Raw genomic sequence first — 19,734 nt, 5'->3', positions numbered from 1 at the left:
TAAAATGTTCAACTTTCCGCACGAGTTTCAGCTCGATACTAAAGATTGTGGCCCGACTTGTGTAAAAATAATAGCCAAATATTACGGAAGGTTTTATAGTCTGCCTTTTTTGCGCGATTTGTGTGGTATTACACGAGAAGGCGTAAGTTTTTTGGACCTGAGTGATGCTTGTGAGGCCATAAGTCTGCGAACAAAGAGTATTAAAGTCGACTTTGAGATCTTGCAAACATTGCCCCTGCCTTGCATAGGACACTGGCAAGAAGGGCATTTTATTGTAGTGTATAAAATAACCCGAAATCTGGTATGGGTTTCAGATCCGGCAAAGGGCTTAGTGAAATATTCTCATGAAGATTTTAAGCATGGCTGGCTAAAAAAGTCAAAGAATGGAGCCGTTTTGGCTATCGAGCCCATGGCGGATTTTAAACAACGTTCCATAAATGATAAGTTAGAACGACGTAAGACTTTAGAGAATTTTTTGGGCTATTTTACACCCTATAAAAAAAGCTTTATAAACCTGTTTGTAGTAATGTTAATAGTTACCATTTTACAGGCCTTTTTACCTTTTATCTCTAAAGCAGTTATCGATGTGGGGATTCAAACCAATGATTTGGATTTTATCGACCTGGTTTTAATAGCAAACATTACAATTATTGTCAGTATGTTATTGAGTAATATGATTCGCGATTGGATATTGTTGCATCTTACTTCAAGAATTAATATTTCTCTTATCTCCGATTACCTGATTAAACTAATGAAACTGCCCATTACGTTTTTTGAAAATAAGCTAATTGGTGACATTCTTCAAAGAGCACAGGATCATGAGCGAATTCGGGATTTTATCATGAACAACTCACTCAATTTTTTATTTTCGATTTTAACCTTTTTTATTTTTGGAATCATTCTGTTTGTGTATAGTCCGGTTTTGTGTCTCATTTATGTTGTTGGAAGCCTATTATTTATTTTATGGGTTTTGTTTTTTCTCCAATTCAGGAAAAAACTGGATTGGGAATATTTTGGTGTTCATACCAAAAATCAGAGTTATTGGGTAGAAACAATCGGAAGTATTCAGGATATCAAAATCAATAATTACGAGAAACAAAAAAGGTGGAAATGGGAAGCGTTACAGGTACAATTGTTTAAAATAGACCAAAAAATATTACGCATCACCAATGCACAAAACTTGGGAGCTCAGTTTATCAATCAGTTAACCAATTTGATTATTACGTTCTATTGTGCAAAAGCAGTAATTAGGGGAGATATTACTTTTGGTATCATGATTTCTACCCAGTTCATAATCGGGATGTTAAATGGCCCTATAATGCAGTTTATCTCTTTTGTACAGTCGGCTCAATATGCGAAAATTAGCTTTTTGAGATTGAATGAAATACATGAATTGGAGAATGAGGAAGAAAATGAGGTCAATAATAATATCAGGCTGCCGGAAGATAAAAGTTTGTTTTTACGGAATGTCAGTTTTCAGTACAGTCGGAATGGTGATTATATTTTAAACAACATTTCACTAATGATTCCTGAGGGTAGAGTAACCGCAATTGTAGGAGATAGTGGTAGTGGTAAGACAACTTTGCTAAAACTTATTTTAAGATTGTACAAACCTACACATGGTGAATTGGTCATGGGAAATCTTAACATTCAGAATATTAATTTAAAACAATGGAGAGAAAGTTGTGGCGCTGTTATGCAAGACGGTAAGATTTTTAGTGACACCATTCAAAATAACATCGTCCTGGATGATGAAAATGTAGATTATGAACGTTTAAAGAAAGCAGTAACGGCGGCTAATATTGCTGCGGAGATTGAAGCCATGCCCAAGGGGTATCAAACCATGATGGGAGAAAACGGAAGAGGGTTGAGTGGCGGACAAAAGCAACGAGTGCTGATTGCAAGAGCCCTCTATAAAAATCCGGATTATTTGTTTTTTGATGAGGCCACCAATTCTTTGGATGTTATTAACGAACAAAAGATTGTAACAGCCTTAGAAGAAATATTTAAAAACAAGACGGTAATTGTCGTGGCACACCGACTAAGTACAATCCGCAAAGCAGATCAGATTATAGTACTTAAAGATGGTTTTATCACTGAAATTGGAAATCATGAAATGCTGATGACACGAGAGAACGGACATTATTATCAATTGGTAAAAACGCAAATAGGAGATACTGTAAATGGCTAGTAAAGGATTTCATAAGACACTCAACGAAAATAGAACAGAAGAGGTTATTTCTATAATCGAAAAAATGCCAACGAAATTTGGCACAACAATTAGTCGTATTGCCATAGGACTGGCACTGCTCTTATTTTTGTTTGGATGGCTTATAAAATATCCTTCAGTATTGTCAGGTCAAATTGTAATCAACACACGACAGGCCCCAGTTAAACTTGTATCCTCAATAGCGGGGAATATTATATTGGTACAGAATAAATCAGGAGCCGAAGTAAAAAAAGGAACCTATATTGCTTACATACAAAATGAAGCAAACCTAAAAGATGTTCAATTACTGGATCAGATACTTCGAAAAATAAACATCCAAAATATTACGTACAAAGAGCATCGACATTTTTTTCCTGAAAACTTAGCTCTGGGGGAAATGAGCAACAAATACTTCAGTTACTTAAACTCACTGTATCAATATCTGGATTATAATGTTCAACAGCCTTATGAAGTTCAAAAGGAAATAAATCAGAAATTATTGAGACTTCAAATTAAAAAATGGAGTCAGTTAAAGAATGATTACCAGAATCAAAAGGTAAAATACACGACTTCTAAAAGTCTTTTCAGGAAAGATTCACTTTTGTTTACGAAAGATGTGACTTCCAAAGCAGATATTGAACATTCTATTATTGCACAAGCGAACAGCGAGTTGGATTATAATGCAATCGACAAAGAAATCAATACTACAGATTACCAAATCAATGAAACTCAGAATAAAGCTCAAGTGATTGCTATCGAAAAAGCAACCAAGGAGCGTGAGATTATTATTAACCTGTTTAATAGCTATTATGACTTAATTGAGGCTATTAAAAAATGGGAGCGTACTTATGTTTTTGTAGCACCGATAAATGGCAAAGTTGATTTTTTAAATTTTCTTAAAAACAACGATTATATTCAGTCCGGACAGGAACTGTTTAAGATTGTACCCAATAACAACCAAATGATTGGTCAGGTCAATTTACCGGAAAATGGTTCGGGAAAGGTCAAAGTCGGACAAGGGGTAATCGTAAAACTGAACAATTATCCTTTTAACGAATATGGCTCCATAAAAGGAAGGGTTAGAAGAATTTCATTGGTGACCAATCAACAGACGCTTTCAGACAATCAGAATAAAATTAGCTCTTATCTAGTGGATATAGACTTGCCTAACGGATTAAAGACGAATTACGGAGTTGAATTGAATTTTCACGCCGAAGCAAAAGGAACCGCTGAGATTATTACCGAAGACAGACGATTGATTGAACGATTCTTTGATAACCTGAGGTATAAACTCAAATAATTAACCTCTTTTTAATTATTTTGTATAGTATTGAAATACTAGGTATTGTGGTTTGTGGAAGCAAATTGAGATTAAGGGATTTGAGCCTGTTTTTTTAATGTGTACAAATCAATGCTTTAGAATTATAATATTTTTTTGCTTTTGTATGATGATTTGAATTTTTAAAATCAGAGGAAATAGCCTTTTGCTTGTTTGTTAATAACTTTGAACTACTTGTTATTGTTCCCTTGAGTGTTTTTTTATTTTTGTACTAATTAAGATGAAAAACTTATGGAAAACAACATTAAAGCCTCAAATTTTGGTCAGTTTACAGGTGTTATTGCACTGATATTGTCAGTTTCGGCTGGGTTTTCTTTGGTACTTTTTTTTGTCATTTTTAATGCAAGTATTTATATCGCAATTCCTTTTGCTGTGATAGCATTTTTTCTGGCGGTTCTTGGTATAATTTTTGGAAAAATTGGTATATGTCAGGTAAAAAAGGGAAATAGCTCTTTATTAATTCCAAAGACAGGTTTAATAGTAGGAATCATTATAGTTTCAATTTATTTTGTTGGTTTACTTCCCTTTTTGGTTTTAATGGGAATTGCTATGATGTACTAAAAAAAACAAAAAGTCGATATAAATTCTTTAAATAAGTATTGGTAATATAATACTTATTTAATCGAACTGATAGTTTTGATTTTGAATTGTGTCCCTAATCACAGCTTTTCTGTGTATTTTATTTTTTCATTTTAACAGGAATTATTTAGTATCGATTATAAGGTATTATTCAAATAAAGATCTAATTAAAAGTTAAAATTATTGATTACGGAAACATGTAATCGTTCTAATTAAAAATTTGCAAATTATCTCATTCTCTAATTGATAAATTATCTAATTAAATTTGTACTTTTGCCAAGTTTTTTACACAACTACAATACAAACAACAACAGAATGAATCAAACAAAATATATTTTTGTTACAGGCGGTGTGACTTCTTCATTAGGAAAAGGTATTATCGCAGCATCTTTAGCAAAATTGTTACAAGGAAGAGGATACCGTACAACTATTCAGAAATTTGATCCGTATATCAATGTGGATCCTGGTACGTTGAATCCATACGAGCACGGAGAATGTTATGTAACGGATGATGGTGCTGAAACAGATTTAGATTTAGGTCATTACGAGCGTTTTCTTAATGTTCCAACTTCTCAGGCGAATAACGTTACAACAGGAAGAGTTTATCTTTCGGTAATCGAAAAAGAAAGAAGAGGGGAGTTTTTAGGAAAAACAGTTCAGGTAGTTCCTCATATTACTAACGAAATCAAAGACAGAATGCAATTGTTGGGTAAATCCGGCGATTATGACATTGTAATTACTGAAATTGGTGGAACTGTTGGTGATATTGAATCGTTACCTTATATAGAATCTGTTCGTCAGTTAGTTTGGGAGTTGGGTGAAAATAACGGAATCGTTATTCATTTAACATTGGTTCCATATTTGGCTGCTGCGGGTGAGTTGAAAACAAAACCAACGCAACACTCCGTGAAAACGTTGATGGAAAGTGGTATCAAAGCAGATATTTTGGTTTGTAGAACCGAGCATGAATTGTCTCAGGAATTACGTCAAAAACTGGCTTTGTTTTGTAATGTTAAAAAAGAAGCGGTTATTCAGTCAATTGATGCTTCAACCATATATGAAGTTCCAAATTTAATGCTTGAAGAAGGATTAGATGTAGTAGCTTTGAAAAAATTAGATTTGCCTAAGAAAGCATTACCGGATCTTAAAAACTGGAATACTTTTTTACGCCGATTAAAAAATCCAAAACACACCGTAAATATTGGTTTGGTTGGGAAATATGTAGAAATGCAGGATTGTTACAAATCTATTTTAGAGGCGTTCATTCATGCAGGTGCTGCAAATGAAACCAAAGTAAATGTAATTTCGATACATTCAGAACACATTAATGCTGAAAATATCAAAGAAAAATTGGCAGGTCTGGATGGAGTTTTAGTTGCTCCGGGATTTGGAGAAAGAGGTATCGAAGGAAAAATCGAAGCCGTACGTTACGTACGTGAAAATAACATTCCGTTTTTTGGAATTTGTTTAGGAATGCAAATGTCTGTAATTGAATATTCAAGAAATATTTTAGGTTACAAAGAGGCAAACTCTACAGAAATGAACGACAAAACGCCTCATCCGGTAGTGAACTTGATGGAAGAGCAAAAAACAGTGACTGATAAAGGTGGAACAATGCGTTTAGGAGCCTGGAAATGTGATATCAAACCGGACACACTTGCGTATAGAATTTACGGACAAAAAACAATTTCTGAGCGTCACCGTCACCGTTACGAATACAATAATAAATATGCTGACGAACTGCAAAATGCAGGTTTAAAAGCTTCAGGGGTGAACCCGGATACAGGTTTAGTAGAAATTGTAGAACTTGAAAATCATCCATTTTTCATTGGTGTACAATACCATCCTGAATACAAGAGTACAGTAGCAAATCCACATCCGATTTTTGTAAACTTTGTGGCTGCTGCAGTGAATGCGCATAAAAAATAATAATTAATATTCTGAAAAGTGTAACTTTTGGGTTGATCTCATCACTAATACCTTTTTAACGAATAACTTTTTTAAACTATAATGGAAGAAAAAAAATTTGATCTTAATTCAATCATTGGTTTTGTATTGATATTTGGAATTTTGATTTGGATTATGTACCAAAATCAGCCTTCTGATAAAGAGATTGCTGCTGAAAAAGCAAAGAAAGAACTAGTTGCCAAACAAGAAGCACAAGCGAAAGCGGATAAAACTAAAACAGCTGTTTTACCGGTTGTTGCTGCAACTCCGGGAGATACAGTTCAGTTGGCGCAATTACAAAAAACATTAGGTGGTTTTGCTTATTCGGCTACACTTCCTTCTGCCAAAGAAGGTTTTACAACTATTGAAAACGAAAAGATTAAACTAAAAATCGCCAACAAAGGAGGATTTATAGTAGAAGCTACGTTAAAAGGATTTGAAAGATTTGAGAAAGATTCCAAAAAATTAGTTGAATTAATTAAAGACAATAATTCTAATCTAAACATTCAATTACAAACAACTGATAACAGAACTTTAAATTCTAAAGATCTTTATTTTGAGCCAACGTTGACTAAAAACGGTGAAGATCAAATTTTGACTATGCGTTTGAAAGCGGGTGCTAATGAATTTTTGGAATATAAATATGTATTGAAACCAAATGATTATTTAATTGGTTTTGATGTTCGTTCACAAGGTTTGAATAAGGTATTAAATTCTTCTAAACCATTAGATTTAGTTTGGGATTTAAAATCGTATAGAAATGAGAAAAGTATTGCTATCGAAAAACGTTATGCGCAGCTCGAATATGAATATGGAGACGAAAAATACAGTTCAGTAAGTGACGGTGTAGGAAAAGAGGATACTCCGGAAAAAGTGAGTTATGTAGCTTTTAAGCAACACTTTTTTGCGGCTATTTTAGCGACTGATAAACCATTTGAAAAATCTAAATTGCAATCTGATGCATTGGTAAAAGATGAAAAAATAGATACTACTTTTGTTAAGCAATTTAAAGCAACAGTTCCTTTGGCTTTTTCTAATGGAGAATTAGATTATAAAATGAGCTTATATTTTGGACCGGCTGATTATAAAGTATTAAAATCATACGATAAAAACTTTGAAAAAATTATCCCATTAGGATGGGGGATTTTTGGATGGATTAACAAGCTTATCTTTATTCCATTATTCGGATTTTTAAGTTCAACGATTGGATTGTCATTAGGAATTGCGATTATCATCTTTACAATTATTATAAAATTGGCGATGTCGCCAATTACTTACAAGTCGTTCCTTTCGCAGGCTAAAATGAAAGTTTTACGTCCTGAGATTACAGAATTGGGAGAAAAATTCAAAAAAGACCCAATGAAGAAACAACAGGAAACCATGAAACTGTACAATAAAGCAGGAGTAAACCCAATGGCAGGGTGTATTCCGGCATTGATTCAGCTTCCTTTTATGTATGCTTCATTCCAGTTCTTTCCTGCAGCTTTTGAATTAAGACAGAAAAGTTTCCTTTGGGCAGACGATTTATCTTCTTTTGATGCTGTTGTAAAATTACCATTCCATATTCCTTTGTACGGAGACCATATCAGTTTGTTCCCAATTTTGGCAGCAATTGCGATTTTCTTCTACATGAAAATGACATCTGGAGACCAGCAAATGGCAGCGCCTCAACAAGAAGGTATGCCGGATATGGCAAAAATGATGAAAATCATGATTTATGTGTCGCCATTAATGATGTTAATTTTCTTCAATAGCTATGGTGCCGGATTGAGTTTGTATAACTTTATTTCGAACTTAATTACCATTGGAATTATGTACGTAATTAAAAATTACATTGTTGATAGTGATAAAATTCACGCTCAGATTCAGGAAAATAAATTAAAAGAGCCTAAAAAGCAAAGTAAGTTTCAACAACGTCTTCAGGAAGTAATGGAACAGCAGGAAGCTGCGAAAGCTCAGAAAAAAAATAAATAACAATAGTAAAAAAATCTCGATTCATCGGGATTTTTTTATACCTAAAATATACTTTATCAAAATCAGAATCGTTAAAGTTTAAAATTGAATATAAAAGATATGATTTGTAAAAAAATATTAGTCGGATTACTTTTTTTAAATACCGTTTTTGCGTTAGCGCAAGAGGTTAATAAATCAGATTCCAGTGGCAAAAAAGACGGGATTTGGAAAGGAACTTATGAAGTTTCTAAGCGACCTCGTTATGAAGGTACTTTTAATCACGGAAAAGAAACCGGTGTTTTTAAATTTTTTGATGATACCAAAAAAGGAGATGTTATCGCAACTCGTGATTTTACGACTAATGACGGAAGTTCGTATACCATTTTTTATGATCAGAACAAGAATAAAGTGAGTGAAGGAAAAGAAATCGGCAAATCGAGAGAAGGCGACTGGAAGTATTACCATAAAGCTTCAAAAGCCCTTATGACGCTTGAGAAATATAAAGACGGAAAACTGGAAGGAGTAAGAACAGTTTATTATCCGGATTCTAAAATAGCCGAAGAAATGAATTACAAAGATGGTCTGAAAGATGGTGTTTATAAAAAGTACGGGCAAAACGGAATTCTTTTGGAGCAAAGTACATTTAAGAATAATGAATACAATGATGATGCTGTTTTTTACGATTCGGACGGTGTTGTAGCATCTAAAGGAAAGTTTCTAAGAGGAAAAAAGGCAGGAATGTGGCAATTCTACTTAAAAGGAAAATTGACCAAAGAAGTGAACATGAGTGATCCTAAAAGTAGTTATCAGGCAGATTCAAAACCAAAGACGGAGTAGGTCTGAGAATAAATGTATCCTTTGGGAAAATAGATTTTTTTAATGTGTGAAGTTAGATTTCTGGGTAGTCAATTTATTAGATCAGAAAGCTTGTAACAAAGGCAATAAGTTTTGTCTACAATGGCATTGCATAAACTAATTAAAACTTCAGTAATTATCAAAAATAGGGCTTATCTTTGCAGCCTTGTAAAAATATAAACGATTTAGAATGAAACGTGTAGTTGTTGGACTTTCCGGAGGAGTAGATTCAAGTGTTGCGGCTTATTTATTGCAGCAGCAAGGATATGAAGTTATTGGCCTTTTTATGAAAAACTGGCACGATGATTCAGTTACGATTTCTAATGAATGCCCGTGGTTAGAAGATAGCAACGATGCATTATTAGTAGCCGAAAAATTGGGTATACCGTTTCAAACGGTCGATTTAAGCGAAGAATACAAAGAAAAAATCGTTGATTATATGTTCAACGAATACGAAAAAGGAAGAACTCCAAATCCTGACGTACTTTGTAATCGCGAAATTAAATTCGATGTTTTTATGAAAATCGCTCTAAGTCTTGGAGCCGATTATGTTGCGACCGGGCATTACTGCCAAAAAAGCGAAATTGAAGTGAATGGAAAAACGGTTTATCAATTGATTGCCGGAAATGATGTTAACAAAGATCAGTCGTATTTTTTATGCCAGTTGTCTCAGGAACAATTATCTAAAGCTTTGTTTCCAATTGGTGCATTGACAAAACCGGAAGTGCGCGAAATTGCTGCTGAAATGGAATTGGTTACTGCTGAGAAGAAAGATTCGCAAGGACTTTGTTTCATTGGGAAAGTACGTTTACCTGAATTTTTACAGCAAAAATTACAGCCTAAAGAAGGGCTTATTGTTCAGATTGACAAAAGTGACCCAATTTATACTATTGAAAAACCAACAGGAATTTCTTTAGAAGAAGAACTAAAAATCGATTCTCAAAAACTGGATTACCTTCCAACAATGGGTAAAGTAATGGGCAAACATCAGGGGGCACATTATTTTACAAACGGACAAAGAAAAGGTCTAAATGTTGGTGGTACTACAGATCCCTTATTTGTAATTGCTACGGATGTTGAGACTAATACAATTTATACCGGTTTAACAAGCAATCATCCTGGTTTATTTAAAAAAGCATTGTTTGTTAGAAACGCTGAAGTACACTGGGTTCGCGAAGACTTGAAATTGAATAGCGGTGAAAAAATGGAAGTAATGGCAAGAATTCGTTACCGCCAGCCATTGCAGAAAGCAACTTTGCACCAGTTTGAAGATGGAATGTACGTTAGTTTTGAAGAACCTCAGTCTGCTATCACGGAAGGTCAGTTTGTTGCCTGGTATTTAGAAAATGAATTAGTTGGTTCGGGAGTAATTTCTTAGCTTTATACTTTTTTACGGAGGTTTCACCTTTAAAAAAAGTAATCATGAAGCATTATTTTGTGTTTTTATTATTGATTTTATCTTCTGCGATGTTTTCGCAGGAAGATGCATGGGTGTATTTTAAAAATAAACCAAATGCGCAAGCGTCTTTAGATGCTCCTCTTTCAATTTTGACACAACGTGCTTTAGATCGAAGGGCCAATCAAAATATTGTGTTAGATGTTACCGATGCACCTGTAGAGGATTCTTATATCAGTCAGATTAGATCTAGTACAGGAATAACTGTAATGGCAAAATCAAAATGGTTGAACGCACTTCATATTCGGGGAACTCAGTCTGATATTTCGGCACTTAAATTATTGTCATTTGTAGATAAAGTGATTTTTGCCAATAAAAATTTAAATACCACTTCTAAAAAAGTTACTGAAAGTAAGATATCTCAAGTAAAAGACAAGCTTAAATCAGCTACTGATTATGCCTACGGTTCTTCGGCAGGTCAGATAGAAATGTTAAACGGACAAGTTTTACATCAACAGAATAAAACAGGTTCAGGAAAAGTAATTGCGGTTTTAGATGCCGGTTTTCCGGGTGTTAATACAGCTTTACCTTTTAAGAAGCTAATTGACAACAATCAGATTTTAGGAGGATATGATTTCGTGAATAAAAATGTCAATTTCTATTCAGGAGACAGCCACGGAACAATGGTGCTCTCGACGATGGGTGGTTATAAAGAAAACGCCTTAGTGGGTACGGCTCCCGATGCTTCGTATTATTTGTTTATTACAGAATATGACCCTACTGAAAATCCCGTTGAAGAATCGTATTGGGTAGAAGCAGCAGAAGAAGCGGATCGTGTAGGGGCTGATATTATAACAACTTCTCTGGGGTATTTTGAATTTGATAATGCCAATTATAGTCATACGTATAGCGATATGAATGGTACGACCAATTTTATCTCCCGTGGTGCTGAACTGGCTTTTAGTAAAGGAATAATTGTTGTGGCCTCAGCAGGAAATGAAGGGGCTACCTCAGAGCCTCATATTGGCGGACCGGCAGATGCTGTTTCGGTAATTACTGTTGGTGCTGTAACAGCTTCAAAAGTAAAATCTAGTTTTAGTTCGATTGGTCCAAGTTCTGACGGAAGGATTAAACCGGAAGTTATGGCGCAGGGAACCGCTGCTATTGTGTCGGATACTGCAGGAAATATTACAACTATAAATGGTACTTCATTTTCCTGTCCGATTATGGCAGGGATGATCGCTTGTTTGTGGCAGGCTTTTCCATCAAAAACAAATAAAGAGATTCGGCAAATGATTTTGCAGTCTTCAGATCGATATGCAGCGCCCAATAATAATTACGGCTATGGAATTCCTAATTTTGGAGCCACCTTAGGAGTAGAAAATTTCCAGTCATTAGATGCTGTTTTTTCTGTATTTCCAAATCCTACCCAGACAACAGTTTCCTTTTTGTTTGAAAACAATACCGCTTTTGTTTCCATTTACTCTGTTTTAGGACAAAAGCTGATCGAAAAACAAATTACCAATCAAAATCCAATTCTTTCTGTTGAAGCATTAAAAAGCGGACTCTATTTTTATACTTTTGAGGCAGATGGTCTCCATAAAACAGGAAAGATAATCAAACAATAATTACATTTTTGAATGAACAGAATTACACAACTTTTTAATATTAAATATCCAATTATTCAGGGAGGAATGATTTGGAATAGTGGTTATAAATTAGCAGCTGCAGTAAGTAATGCAGGAGGTTTAGGATTAATTGGAGCGGGTTCTATGTACCCCGAAGTATTACGCCAACATATTCAGAAATGCCAGCAAGCAACAAGCAAACCTTTTGGAGTTAATATTCCGATGTTATATCCAAATATTGAAGAAATTATGAATATTGTGGTTGAAGAAGGCGTGAAAATCGTTTTTACTTCCGCCGGAAATCCAAAAACATGGACTTCTTTTTTAAAAGAAAAAGGAATCACAGTAGTGCACGTAGTAAGTAGTAGTGTTTTTGCCTTGAAAGCGCAAGAGGCCGGAGTTGATGCTATTGTAGCGGAAGGATTTGAGGCAGGAGGACACAATGGACGTGATGAAACGACTACCCTAACTTTAATCCCAATGGTTAAAGAGAAAATTCAGATCCCGGTTATTGCTGCCGGAGGAATTGCGACGGGTAGGGGGATGTTGGCTACCATGATTTTGGGTGCCGATGGTGTTCAGGTGGGAAGTCGTTTTGCTGCTTCAGTAGAATCTTCGGCACATGATAATTTCAAAGAAACTATTGTTAAAGTTAAAGAAGGGGATACACAATTGACACTGAAAGAACTGGCTCCGGTTCGATTGGTTAAGAACAAATTCTATCAGGATGTTCAGGAATTATATGAAAAATGTCCTTCAAAAGAAGATTTAGTACAGCTCTTAGGAAGAGCAAGAGCTAAAAAAGGAATGTTTGAAGGAGATCTTGAAGAAGGCGAACTTGAAATAGGTCAAATCGCGGGATTAATTCATGAAATTTTACCGGTAGAGCAAATTATTCAACAAATGATGTCCGATTTTGAAGCTGCCTGCAAGGAAAAGGCTAAATTTGAATTCTAAATTACCCGCAAGAAATACAATATGAATTCTATACGCACTTTTATATTTTTACTTTTTTTTGGACTTGGTTTACAGCAAACTTATAGTCAGTCTTATCAATTTAAAACTTCAGGTTTTAGTGTTCTGGAAAAAAATGAAAAAGGGAAATGGGGAGAATGGTCTAATCTTGATTTGGTCAATTTGTCTGTAATTCTGGACACCAATAAACACAGAATTGTTGTTTATTCACAGGAAATTCAGCTTTTTAGTATTTTAGATTATATCGAACGCGAAGAAAATGATACCGATATTGTGTATTCTTTTATGTGTAAAGACAATGATGGTGTAGCTTGCAAGCTATCAATCATCACCCGAAAAAAACAAGATTTCCGTAAACAGCTTTATATTAACTACGACGACCGTATTATTGTGTATAATATTTTTAGTGTCTGAGGTTCTGAGTTACAAAGCTACAAAGGTGTAAAGATGTATTGCTTTGTTTGATTAGTAGTGTGAAATGAGCAAAAAAATCCTGAATTATCAAATTCAGGATTTTTTATTTTCAGATTCAGTATCTTAGAATCTCCGTACCTTTGCATCTAAACCTCTTTTTTAAGACTCAATATCTTTAATAAACTCGTCGTACTCCAGATAAAACATCTCAAGAGCATGCATGTTTTCATTGAAGAAATCAAAAATAGCGTCCCAGTTGTTTCGGTTGCTAAAACCAACTCCGGATTTTTCGATCCATATTCGGCTTATAGTTTTGCCACTTTCAAGCGTGTAGTTTTTTTCGAAAACCAAATCTTTAATGAATTCTTCTTCCAGAATATTTTTCAACGCTTCAATTTTTTCAAAATAGGCATTTCGTTTTTCATCACTTCGGTGTTCAACATCAATTAAAACCTGTGCTTTTTTATTATCAACATAAAATTTAAAAGAGAAATCTTTAATTTTGGTATCATAAAGTACCCATTTGCGAGGGTGTTTTTCGGCGAATGCCACCCAGAATTCTCTTTTTATCTTTTGTGATTCTTCTTTACTGTACATTTTTAGGACTTGATTTTAGAAAACTTGTAGAACCGCGTTTTCTGGACTATATTTATATTTTATTTAAAAGTACAAAAATAAACTTTGCTTATGGATTTTCAAGATTTTTTGCAATATGTTCCTGATTTAATTCCAGTAGTACTACCGGCGGAGTCAGCACATATCAAAATGGCTCCAAAAGAACGCCTCGAAGCCTTAAAGAATCTTGATTTAAAAAATAAAAATCCGCGTATTGCAGCGGTCATGATGTTGTTTTATCCCAAAAAAGGGAAAACTCACCTGGTACTAATCGTCCGAAATGCTTATAATGGAGTTCATTCGTCGCAAATTGCATTCCCTGGTGGGAAATATGAAACAACTGATGCTGATTATGAAGAGACGGCCTTACGGGAAACCCACGAAGAAGTAGGTGTCGCGCCTGAAAAAATAAGGGTAATCAAGCAGTTTACTCCTATGTACATTCCGCCAAGTAACTTTTTAGTGCATCCTTTTTTGGGAATTTCCAAAGAAGAGCTTTTGTTTTATCCGGATATAAGGGAAGTAGCTGATGTGATAGAATTACCGCTTTCGGTTTTTCTCAACGACGAAATTGTTATCGAAGTCACATTATCAACTTCTTATGCCAATAATGCTTTAGTTCCGGCATTTAATATTCAAAATCATATTGTTTGGGGGGCGACAGCTATGATATTGAGTGAATTGAGAGATGTTTTAAAAATAACTTTTGACAACAAAGTATAAAAGAAAAAATAACAATTTGATATTCATAATTATAACAGTTTTTGCTGAAATTGTTTTATGGTATCGCTAAAAGAATAATTTTTGTATGTTTGCGTCCTAACAAAAAAAAACACTTGACAGCTATGGGATTGTTTAAACGAAATCCTTTTGGACATATATTATTCATCAAGAAATGGTTGATCCGTATTTTGGGTGCCATGACTCACCGAAGATATAGAGGTTTTAATGAATTGCAGATTGAAGGATCTGAGATCATTAAGACATTGCCAGATACAAATGTTTTGTTTATATCAAATCACCAGACCTATTTTGCTGATGTTGTAGCCATGTTTCATGTGTTTAACGCAAGTTTAAGCGGACGTCAGGATACGATTAAGAATATTGGTTATTTATGGCAGCCGAAGATGAATATTTATTATGTTGCTGCCAAAGAAACTATGCAAGCCGGTTTATTGCCAAGAATCCTGGCCTATGTTGGAGCTATTACTGTTGAGAGAACCTGGCGTGCAAAAGGTGTCGATGTTACAGAAAAACGTGATGTTAATCCAAATGATACTGAAAATATCAGAATTGCACTTGAAGACGGCTGGGTAATTACCTTTCCGCAAGGAACAACCAAATCGTTCAAGCCTGTTCGTAAAGGAACGGCACATATCATAAAACAGCACAAACCTATTGTAATTCCTATCGTTATAGACGGTTTCCGTCGTTCATTTGATAAAAAGGGATTGAGAATGAAGAAGAAAGGAATCTTACAATCTTTTATCATCAAAGAACCTCTTGATATTGATTATGAAAACGATACCATTGAAGAAATCGTTGAAAAAGTAGAATATGCAATTGAGCAGCATCCTTCTTTTTTAAAAGTTATTCCAGCTGAAGAAATTAAAGTAGAGGAAGAACTTAATAAAATGAGAAGATGGGATTATTAGGGATTCTAGATTTCTGATTTTAGATTGTTTTTTTTGTTTCAGGTTTCAAGTTTCAAAATAAGCTTAGCAACTTAGTTTCTTTGAGTCTTAGTATCTCAACGCCTCTCATCAAAATCAATTTTCTTTAACTCTTTATAATTGGTATACAACCTGCGTAATAAGGTTCCGTAAAGCAATCTATAGATGCCCCAGAACATTCCAAAAAGTACTACGGTAAGTAATACCATCGCACCGATTGAAAACAGCATCGCTTTTCCGTTTAATGCTAGTTTTTCTCTAATAAGCGACATATCAGGATTGTAAACATATCCGATGAAAAAGCTTAGTATAGATGAAACCACAAGCATGCCTAAATTATACCAAACGTAATATTGAACCGTTTTTCGGGTTTTTAATATACTGCTCATTAATAATTTGGTAGAAACCGTAGTGGTGATGGTTTTGTAGTTTTTATAGAAAAAGTAAATAAAAACAAAAATCACGACATAATTAAAATACATCAAAATGTCCATAAATAGTATGATCTCAGGATGATTCATTTTCTTTAGATCAGCGTCTACATTAGAAAAGTAATTTGATAGTGTCCAAAACAGAACCTCTAAAATGCTAATAATTAAAATCCACTTCACGATCGAAGATGATTTTTTGTGGATCATTTTGTAGATTTCCTTTTCCGATATTTGTTCAAAAGAATCCGAGTTCTTTTGCCAGTCTTTTTTTAATAAATCCAGTTCTTTCATAATAATTTTTAAGGATTTAGTATTTTTTTAAGTTTCCCTTTAATTCTATTCATTTTCACACGAGCATTCACTTCGCTGATTCCTAAGGTTTCTGCTATTTCTTGATAATCTTTGTCTTCTAAATACATAAAAACTAATGCTTTTTCGATGTCATTAAGTTGGTAAACGGCTTTGTACATCAATTTAATCTGTTCTTCTTCTTCATAATTGTAATCTACATCTTTTATAAAATGCTGATGACTTTCATATTCTACGGTTGATACGGTTCGTTTAGTTTTTCGGTATAAGGTAATGGCGGTATTTAAGGCAACACGATACGTCCAGGTCGAAAATTTGCTGTCGCCTCTAAATTTTGGATAGGCTTTCCAGAGCTGAATGGTGATTTCCTGAAACAAATCTTTGTGAGCGTCTTCACCGGCAGTATATAATCTACATATTTTGTGGATTATATTCTGATTTGCCTGCAATTGCGCAACAAATGATTGTTCTAGATTTTCGCTCATAAATTTATTAGTAGTACTGAAAGCTATTTTGTTACAGCTTACAATTATTTTTTTCTGCAAAAGCTTATTGAAATTAAAATAAATTCTTCTTTTTGAATCTGAAATTATAACTCTATAAATATTACATTTTAATTATAAGCTCCAAAGTAAACCCTTTTTTATTTTAATAAGCTGTGGCAATAAAAAGTTATAACTCTTTGGTTTTGTAATAATTCACCATTAAATCTATAAATTTACTATAACCCTCCAAACCATCTTTTTGATGGTTTATCTTTAAAAAGTTGTCATAAAAAAGATGAAAGCCTTTATCGATAAAAGTATCATATTGTTTCCAGAAATCCTGACTTTCCTGATAATTTTTTAAAATACCAGGGTGTGTTTGTTTTTTTAATTGTTTGAAAATAGTTTCATTTTTGATCTGCCAGATTCCTAAACAATACCTTAGCGCAAAGCTGTAACCGGAATATTGGTAATATAAATTATCATTTTTGACAGAAGCCAGTACGCCAATAAAATTACATTCACTCTCGCTTGCATAACCCATTTGATGTGCCATTTCATGACAAGTCGTTACGGGGAAATTATACATAGGCAATAGATCATTTACTTGTGCTTCATTGGTGAACGGATTTAAATAACCGCCAAAACCCATGTAAGTCAACGGTAGGCTAAAGAGCGATTTTTTAACGCTGGGGATTTCATATTTGAAGTAAGGATATTCTTTTGAAAGATTTTCGTATCCGTTTAAATTCATTTTGAAAGCCTCATTTTGAGAGTAAGGGAAGACAATCTTTGAATTATTGTTTTTAGTAATCTGAAATTGGATTTCGTTAGTTTTTATAATTAGCTTTTTTGTAAAAGACAGCAATTCAGCATCGGTATATTCTTTGTGGATCTTCATTTTTTCAAAAAGAGGTTCTCTATAGTAGTTCAATGCCCAAAGTAAGTGGAAGAAAAAGTAAAATATAGAGAAGACACTTAAAACTTTTAAAAGATGGTCTTTCCATTGGAGTTTCCATGTTTTGCGGGTTTTCCAAATCCATCTGATCAAAAATAAAATCAAGAGAGAATAGATGATATCTCCAGTAGAAAATGGTATTTTGCCCAGAAGTATTCTTGACAAGTGGGATATTTTTAAATACAATCCATTACTGTAAACGCGCTCGATGAATTCCGGAAAGTAGGGGAGAATCTTTAAAAGGATAATCTGGACAAGGAGAAATAGAGGTAAGATGTATTTTTTTTTCACAATTTTAAATTTGGATACGTAAATATAAATACAATATTAGAACTAAAAAAGAAGCGTTTTGCGGAATTTGTTTTTTGCGGATGGGATTAGTGCTAATTCGTGAAATTTTTGACGAAAAAAGCATTTAAACTTTGTAACTTTGGAACTCTTAATTGTTAAACTACAAACAAAATATAATGAGTCAGGAAATAAGAAATCTGGAACCAAAGGCACTATGGAATAAGTTTGCCGATTTAAATGCCGTTCCACGTCCGTCAAAGAAAGAAGAGCGTGTAATTGAATTTATGAAAAACTTTGGAAACAGCTTAGGTTTAGAAACTTTTGAAGACGAAATTCGAAATGTAATCATCAGAAAACCGGCAACTCCGGGAATGGAAAACCGTAAGGCAATTGTAATGCAGGGACATCTTGATATGGTGCACCAAAAAAATGCCGATACTGTTTTTGATTTCGATACACAAGGAATTGATATGTATGTGGATGGTGACTGGGTTCGTGCGCGTGGTACTACGCTTGGTGCTGATAACGGATTGGGAGTAGCAACAATTATGGCGATTTTGGAGAGTAAAGATATTCCGCATCCGGCAATCGAAGCTTTATTTACAATTGATGAAGAAACGGGAATGACTGGGGCTTTAAATCTTAAAGGAGGCATTCTGCAAGGACAGATTCTTTTAAATTTAGATACAGAAGAAGATGACGAAATTGATATTGGTTGCGCTGGTGGAATTGACGTAACGGCTACAAGATCCTATAATGAAGAAGAGGTTCCGGAAGGATCAGTTGGTCATATTATTACTGTAAAAGGGCTTAATGGAGGTCACTCGGGAATGGATATTCATAAAGGATTAGGTAATGCTAATAAGATTATGAACCGTTTGTTATTTGATGCTTTTGAAAACTTCGGTTTGCAGGTAGTGGAGATTAATGGTGGAAGTTTGAGAAATGCAATTCCCAGAGAAAGTGTCGCTAAAGTAATTATTTCTGAAATGTTTGATGAGGCCTATATTTTTGATATGCAGGAAATTATCAATGATATTAAGGCTGAATATAAAACCACTGAACCGAACTTATCTATTGAAATCGTAAAATGTGATTTACCGGAGAAAGTAATGGATTTAGGAGTTCAGGAAGGTATTATACGTGCAATTTATGCGGCTCACAATGGTGTTTACAGAATGAGTGCTGATATGGATGATTTAGTAGAAACATCAAATAATATTGCTAGAGTAATTGTAAAAGATGGCGAAATAACAATTGGTTGTTTAACACGTTCTTCTGTTGAAACTTCAAAGTTTGATTTGGCTAACGCTTTACGTTCTGCTTTCGAGTTAGTAGGTTGTGAAGTAGAACTTTCTGGTTCTTATCCGGGTTGGACCCCAAACGTAAATTCTGAAATCTTAGATACCTTGGTTGGGATCTACGAAAAGCAAAATAACGAAAAACCAAAAGTAGTAGCTTGTCATGCAGGTTTAGAGTGTGGAATTTTAGGAACAAATTATCCGGATATGGATATGATTTCTTTTGGGCCAACAATCCACGGTGCGCATTCTCCTGACGAGAGAGCAAGTATTTCATCAGCACAGAAGTACTGGAAATTTGTATTGGAAATCCTTTCGAATATTCCGGTTAAATAATATTAGTATTCAGTCGCAGTCTCAGTATTCAGTTTTAAAG

General features: G+C 34.2%; 17 protein-coding genes. 13 read left to right on the top strand and 4 right to left on the bottom strand.

The window, feature by feature from the left end:
* Positions 1–4: 4 nt before the first annotated feature.
* The 10 genes from FLA105534_RS14880 to FLA105534_RS14835 all read left to right on the top strand — a co-directional run bounded on the left by FLA105534_RS14880 (position 5) and on the right by FLA105534_RS14835 (position 13,295).
* On the top strand, positions 5–2,191 hold the full coding sequence (locus FLA105534_RS14880) for a peptidase domain-containing ABC transporter (RefSeq protein WP_217427705.1): 2,187 nt from the start codon (positions 5–7) through the stop codon (positions 2,189–2,191).
* A complete protein-coding gene (locus FLA105534_RS14875; protein ID WP_173966908.1) occupies positions 2,184–3,509 on the top strand; it encodes an HlyD family secretion protein in 1,326 nt (441 codons plus the stop codon). The genes FLA105534_RS14880 and FLA105534_RS14875 overlap by 8 nt, the downstream gene beginning before the upstream one ends.
* A gap of 270 nt (positions 3,510–3,779) precedes the next feature.
* A complete protein-coding gene (locus FLA105534_RS14870; protein ID WP_173966907.1) occupies positions 3,780–4,109 on the top strand; it encodes a hypothetical protein in 330 nt (109 codons plus the stop codon).
* 333 nt (positions 4,110–4,442) lie between these two features.
* Positions 4,443–6,056 (top strand): CTP synthase, encoded by a 1,614-nt coding sequence (locus FLA105534_RS14865; RefSeq protein ID WP_173966906.1) that lies wholly within the window; start codon positions 4,443–4,445, stop codon positions 6,054–6,056.
* 81 nt (positions 6,057–6,137) lie between these two features.
* Entirely contained in the window at positions 6,138–8,048 is a 1,911-nt protein-coding gene (yidC, locus tag FLA105534_RS14860; RefSeq protein WP_173966905.1) for a membrane protein insertase YidC, read from the top strand.
* Positions 8,049–8,147: 99 nt separating this feature from the next.
* Positions 8,148–8,864, top strand: coding sequence for a toxin-antitoxin system YwqK family antitoxin (locus tag FLA105534_RS14855; RefSeq protein ID WP_173966926.1), 717 nt, complete (start codon positions 8,148–8,150; stop codon positions 8,862–8,864).
* A 208-nt stretch (positions 8,865–9,072) separates the two neighbouring features.
* Positions 9,073–10,260 (top strand): tRNA 2-thiouridine(34) synthase MnmA, encoded by a 1,188-nt coding sequence (gene mnmA / locus FLA105534_RS14850; protein WP_173966904.1) that lies wholly within the window; start codon positions 9,073–9,075, stop codon positions 10,258–10,260.
* Between the two features lie 44 nt (positions 10,261–10,304).
* Positions 10,305–11,906 carry a S8 family serine peptidase gene (locus FLA105534_RS14845; RefSeq protein WP_173966903.1) on the top strand — a complete coding sequence of 534 codons (1,602 nt, stop codon included), beginning with the start codon at positions 10,305–10,307 and terminating at the stop codon, positions 11,904–11,906.
* A gap of 12 nt (positions 11,907–11,918) precedes the next feature.
* A complete protein-coding gene (locus tag FLA105534_RS14840) occupies positions 11,919–12,863 on the top strand; it encodes an NAD(P)H-dependent flavin oxidoreductase (RefSeq protein WP_173966902.1) in 945 nt (314 codons plus the stop codon).
* A 21-nt stretch (positions 12,864–12,884) separates the two neighbouring features.
* A complete protein-coding gene (locus FLA105534_RS14835) occupies positions 12,885–13,295 on the top strand; it encodes a hypothetical protein (RefSeq protein ID WP_173966901.1) in 411 nt (136 codons plus the stop codon).
* A 159-nt stretch (positions 13,296–13,454) separates the two neighbouring features.
* Here the strand turns inward: FLA105534_RS14835 and FLA105534_RS14830 are convergent, their stop codons facing one another.
* Positions 13,455–13,892, bottom strand: a complete 438-nt coding sequence (locus tag FLA105534_RS14830; RefSeq protein WP_173966900.1) for a DUF4268 domain-containing protein — start codon at positions 13,890–13,892, stop codon at positions 13,455–13,457.
* 90 nt (positions 13,893–13,982) lie between these two features.
* Here FLA105534_RS14830 and FLA105534_RS14825 point away from each other — a divergent pair, with 90 nt between their 5' ends.
* Entirely contained in the window at positions 13,983–14,633 is a 651-nt protein-coding gene (locus FLA105534_RS14825; protein WP_173966899.1) for an NUDIX hydrolase, read from the top strand.
* Positions 14,634–14,755: 122 nt separating this feature from the next.
* The gene (locus FLA105534_RS14820) at positions 14,756–15,565 is read left to right on the top strand and encodes a lysophospholipid acyltransferase family protein (protein ID WP_173966898.1); all 810 of its coding nucleotides are present in this window, start codon (positions 14,756–14,758) and stop codon (positions 15,563–15,565) included.
* 95 nt (positions 15,566–15,660) lie between these two features.
* Here the strand turns inward: FLA105534_RS14820 and FLA105534_RS14815 are convergent, their stop codons facing one another.
* The 3 genes from FLA105534_RS14815 to FLA105534_RS14805 form a co-directional block, all read right to left on the bottom strand.
* Positions 15,661–16,305 (bottom strand): hypothetical protein, encoded by a 645-nt coding sequence (locus tag FLA105534_RS14815; RefSeq protein WP_173966897.1) that lies wholly within the window; start codon positions 16,303–16,305, stop codon positions 15,661–15,663.
* A gap of 8 nt (positions 16,306–16,313) precedes the next feature.
* Positions 16,314–16,808, bottom strand: a complete 495-nt coding sequence (locus tag FLA105534_RS14810; protein ID WP_089481356.1) for an RNA polymerase sigma factor — start codon at positions 16,806–16,808, stop codon at positions 16,314–16,316.
* A gap of 187 nt (positions 16,809–16,995) precedes the next feature.
* Positions 16,996–18,057 carry a DUF3810 domain-containing protein gene (locus FLA105534_RS14805; protein WP_173966896.1) on the bottom strand — a complete coding sequence of 354 codons (1,062 nt, stop codon included), beginning with the start codon at positions 18,055–18,057 and terminating at the stop codon, positions 16,996–16,998.
* A 176-nt stretch (positions 18,058–18,233) separates the two neighbouring features.
* Here FLA105534_RS14805 and FLA105534_RS14800 point away from each other — a divergent pair, with 176 nt between their 5' ends.
* The gene (locus tag FLA105534_RS14800; protein WP_173966895.1) at positions 18,234–19,694 is read left to right on the top strand and encodes an aminoacyl-histidine dipeptidase; all 1,461 of its coding nucleotides are present in this window, start codon (positions 18,234–18,236) and stop codon (positions 19,692–19,694) included.
* The last annotated feature ends 40 nt before the right edge of the window (positions 19,695–19,734 follow it).

Origin of the sequence: Flavobacterium collinsii, assembly GCF_902804485.1 — a bacterium.
Taxonomy (GTDB): Bacteria; Bacteroidota; Bacteroidia; order Flavobacteriales; family Flavobacteriaceae; genus Flavobacterium; species Flavobacterium collinsii.
The sequence above is the reverse complement of the archived record's forward strand: the minus strand, read 5'-3'. Positions and strand labels throughout refer to the sequence as shown.

What these genes read in the sequence shown, in the direction of transcription:
- FLA105534_RS14880 (WP_217427705.1), top strand. Translation starts at nt 5, where the DNA reads ATGTTCAACTTTCCGCACGAGTTTCAGCTCGATACTAAAGATTGTGGC.
- FLA105534_RS14820 (WP_173966898.1), top strand. Translation starts at nt 14,756, where the DNA reads ATGGGATTGTTTAAACGAAATCCTTTTGGACATATATTATTCATCAAG.
- mnmA (WP_173966904.1), top strand. Translation starts at nt 9,073, where the DNA reads ATGAAACGTGTAGTTGTTGGACTTTCCGGAGGAGTAGATTCAAGTGTT.
- yidC (WP_173966905.1), top strand. Translation starts at nt 6,138, where the DNA reads ATGGAAGAAAAAAAATTTGATCTTAATTCAATCATTGGTTTTGTATTG.
- FLA105534_RS14845 (WP_173966903.1), top strand. Translation starts at nt 10,305, where the DNA reads ATGAAGCATTATTTTGTGTTTTTATTATTGATTTTATCTTCTGCGATG.
- FLA105534_RS14815 (WP_173966897.1), bottom strand. Translation starts at nt 16,305, where the DNA reads ATGAAAGAACTGGATTTATTAAAAAAAGACTGGCAAAAGAACTCGGAT.
- FLA105534_RS14870 (WP_173966907.1), top strand. Translation starts at nt 3,780, where the DNA reads ATGGAAAACAACATTAAAGCCTCAAATTTTGGTCAGTTTACAGGTGTT.
- FLA105534_RS14830 (WP_173966900.1), bottom strand. Translation starts at nt 13,892, where the DNA reads ATGTACAGTAAAGAAGAATCACAAAAGATAAAAAGAGAATTCTGGGTG.
- FLA105534_RS14875 (WP_173966908.1), top strand. Translation starts at nt 2,184, where the DNA reads ATGGCTAGTAAAGGATTTCATAAGACACTCAACGAAAATAGAACAGAA.
- FLA105534_RS14800 (WP_173966895.1), top strand. Translation starts at nt 18,234, where the DNA reads ATGAGTCAGGAAATAAGAAATCTGGAACCAAAGGCACTATGGAATAAG.
- FLA105534_RS14855 (WP_173966926.1), top strand. Translation starts at nt 8,148, where the DNA reads ATGATTTGTAAAAAAATATTAGTCGGATTACTTTTTTTAAATACCGTT.
- FLA105534_RS14865 (WP_173966906.1), top strand. Translation starts at nt 4,443, where the DNA reads ATGAATCAAACAAAATATATTTTTGTTACAGGCGGTGTGACTTCTTCA.
- FLA105534_RS14810 (WP_089481356.1), bottom strand. Translation starts at nt 16,808, where the DNA reads ATGAGCGAAAATCTAGAACAATCATTTGTTGCGCAATTGCAGGCAAAT.
- FLA105534_RS14835 (WP_173966901.1), top strand. Translation starts at nt 12,885, where the DNA reads ATGAATTCTATACGCACTTTTATATTTTTACTTTTTTTTGGACTTGGT.
- FLA105534_RS14825 (WP_173966899.1), top strand. Translation starts at nt 13,983, where the DNA reads ATGGATTTTCAAGATTTTTTGCAATATGTTCCTGATTTAATTCCAGTA.
- FLA105534_RS14840 (WP_173966902.1), top strand. Translation starts at nt 11,919, where the DNA reads ATGAACAGAATTACACAACTTTTTAATATTAAATATCCAATTATTCAG.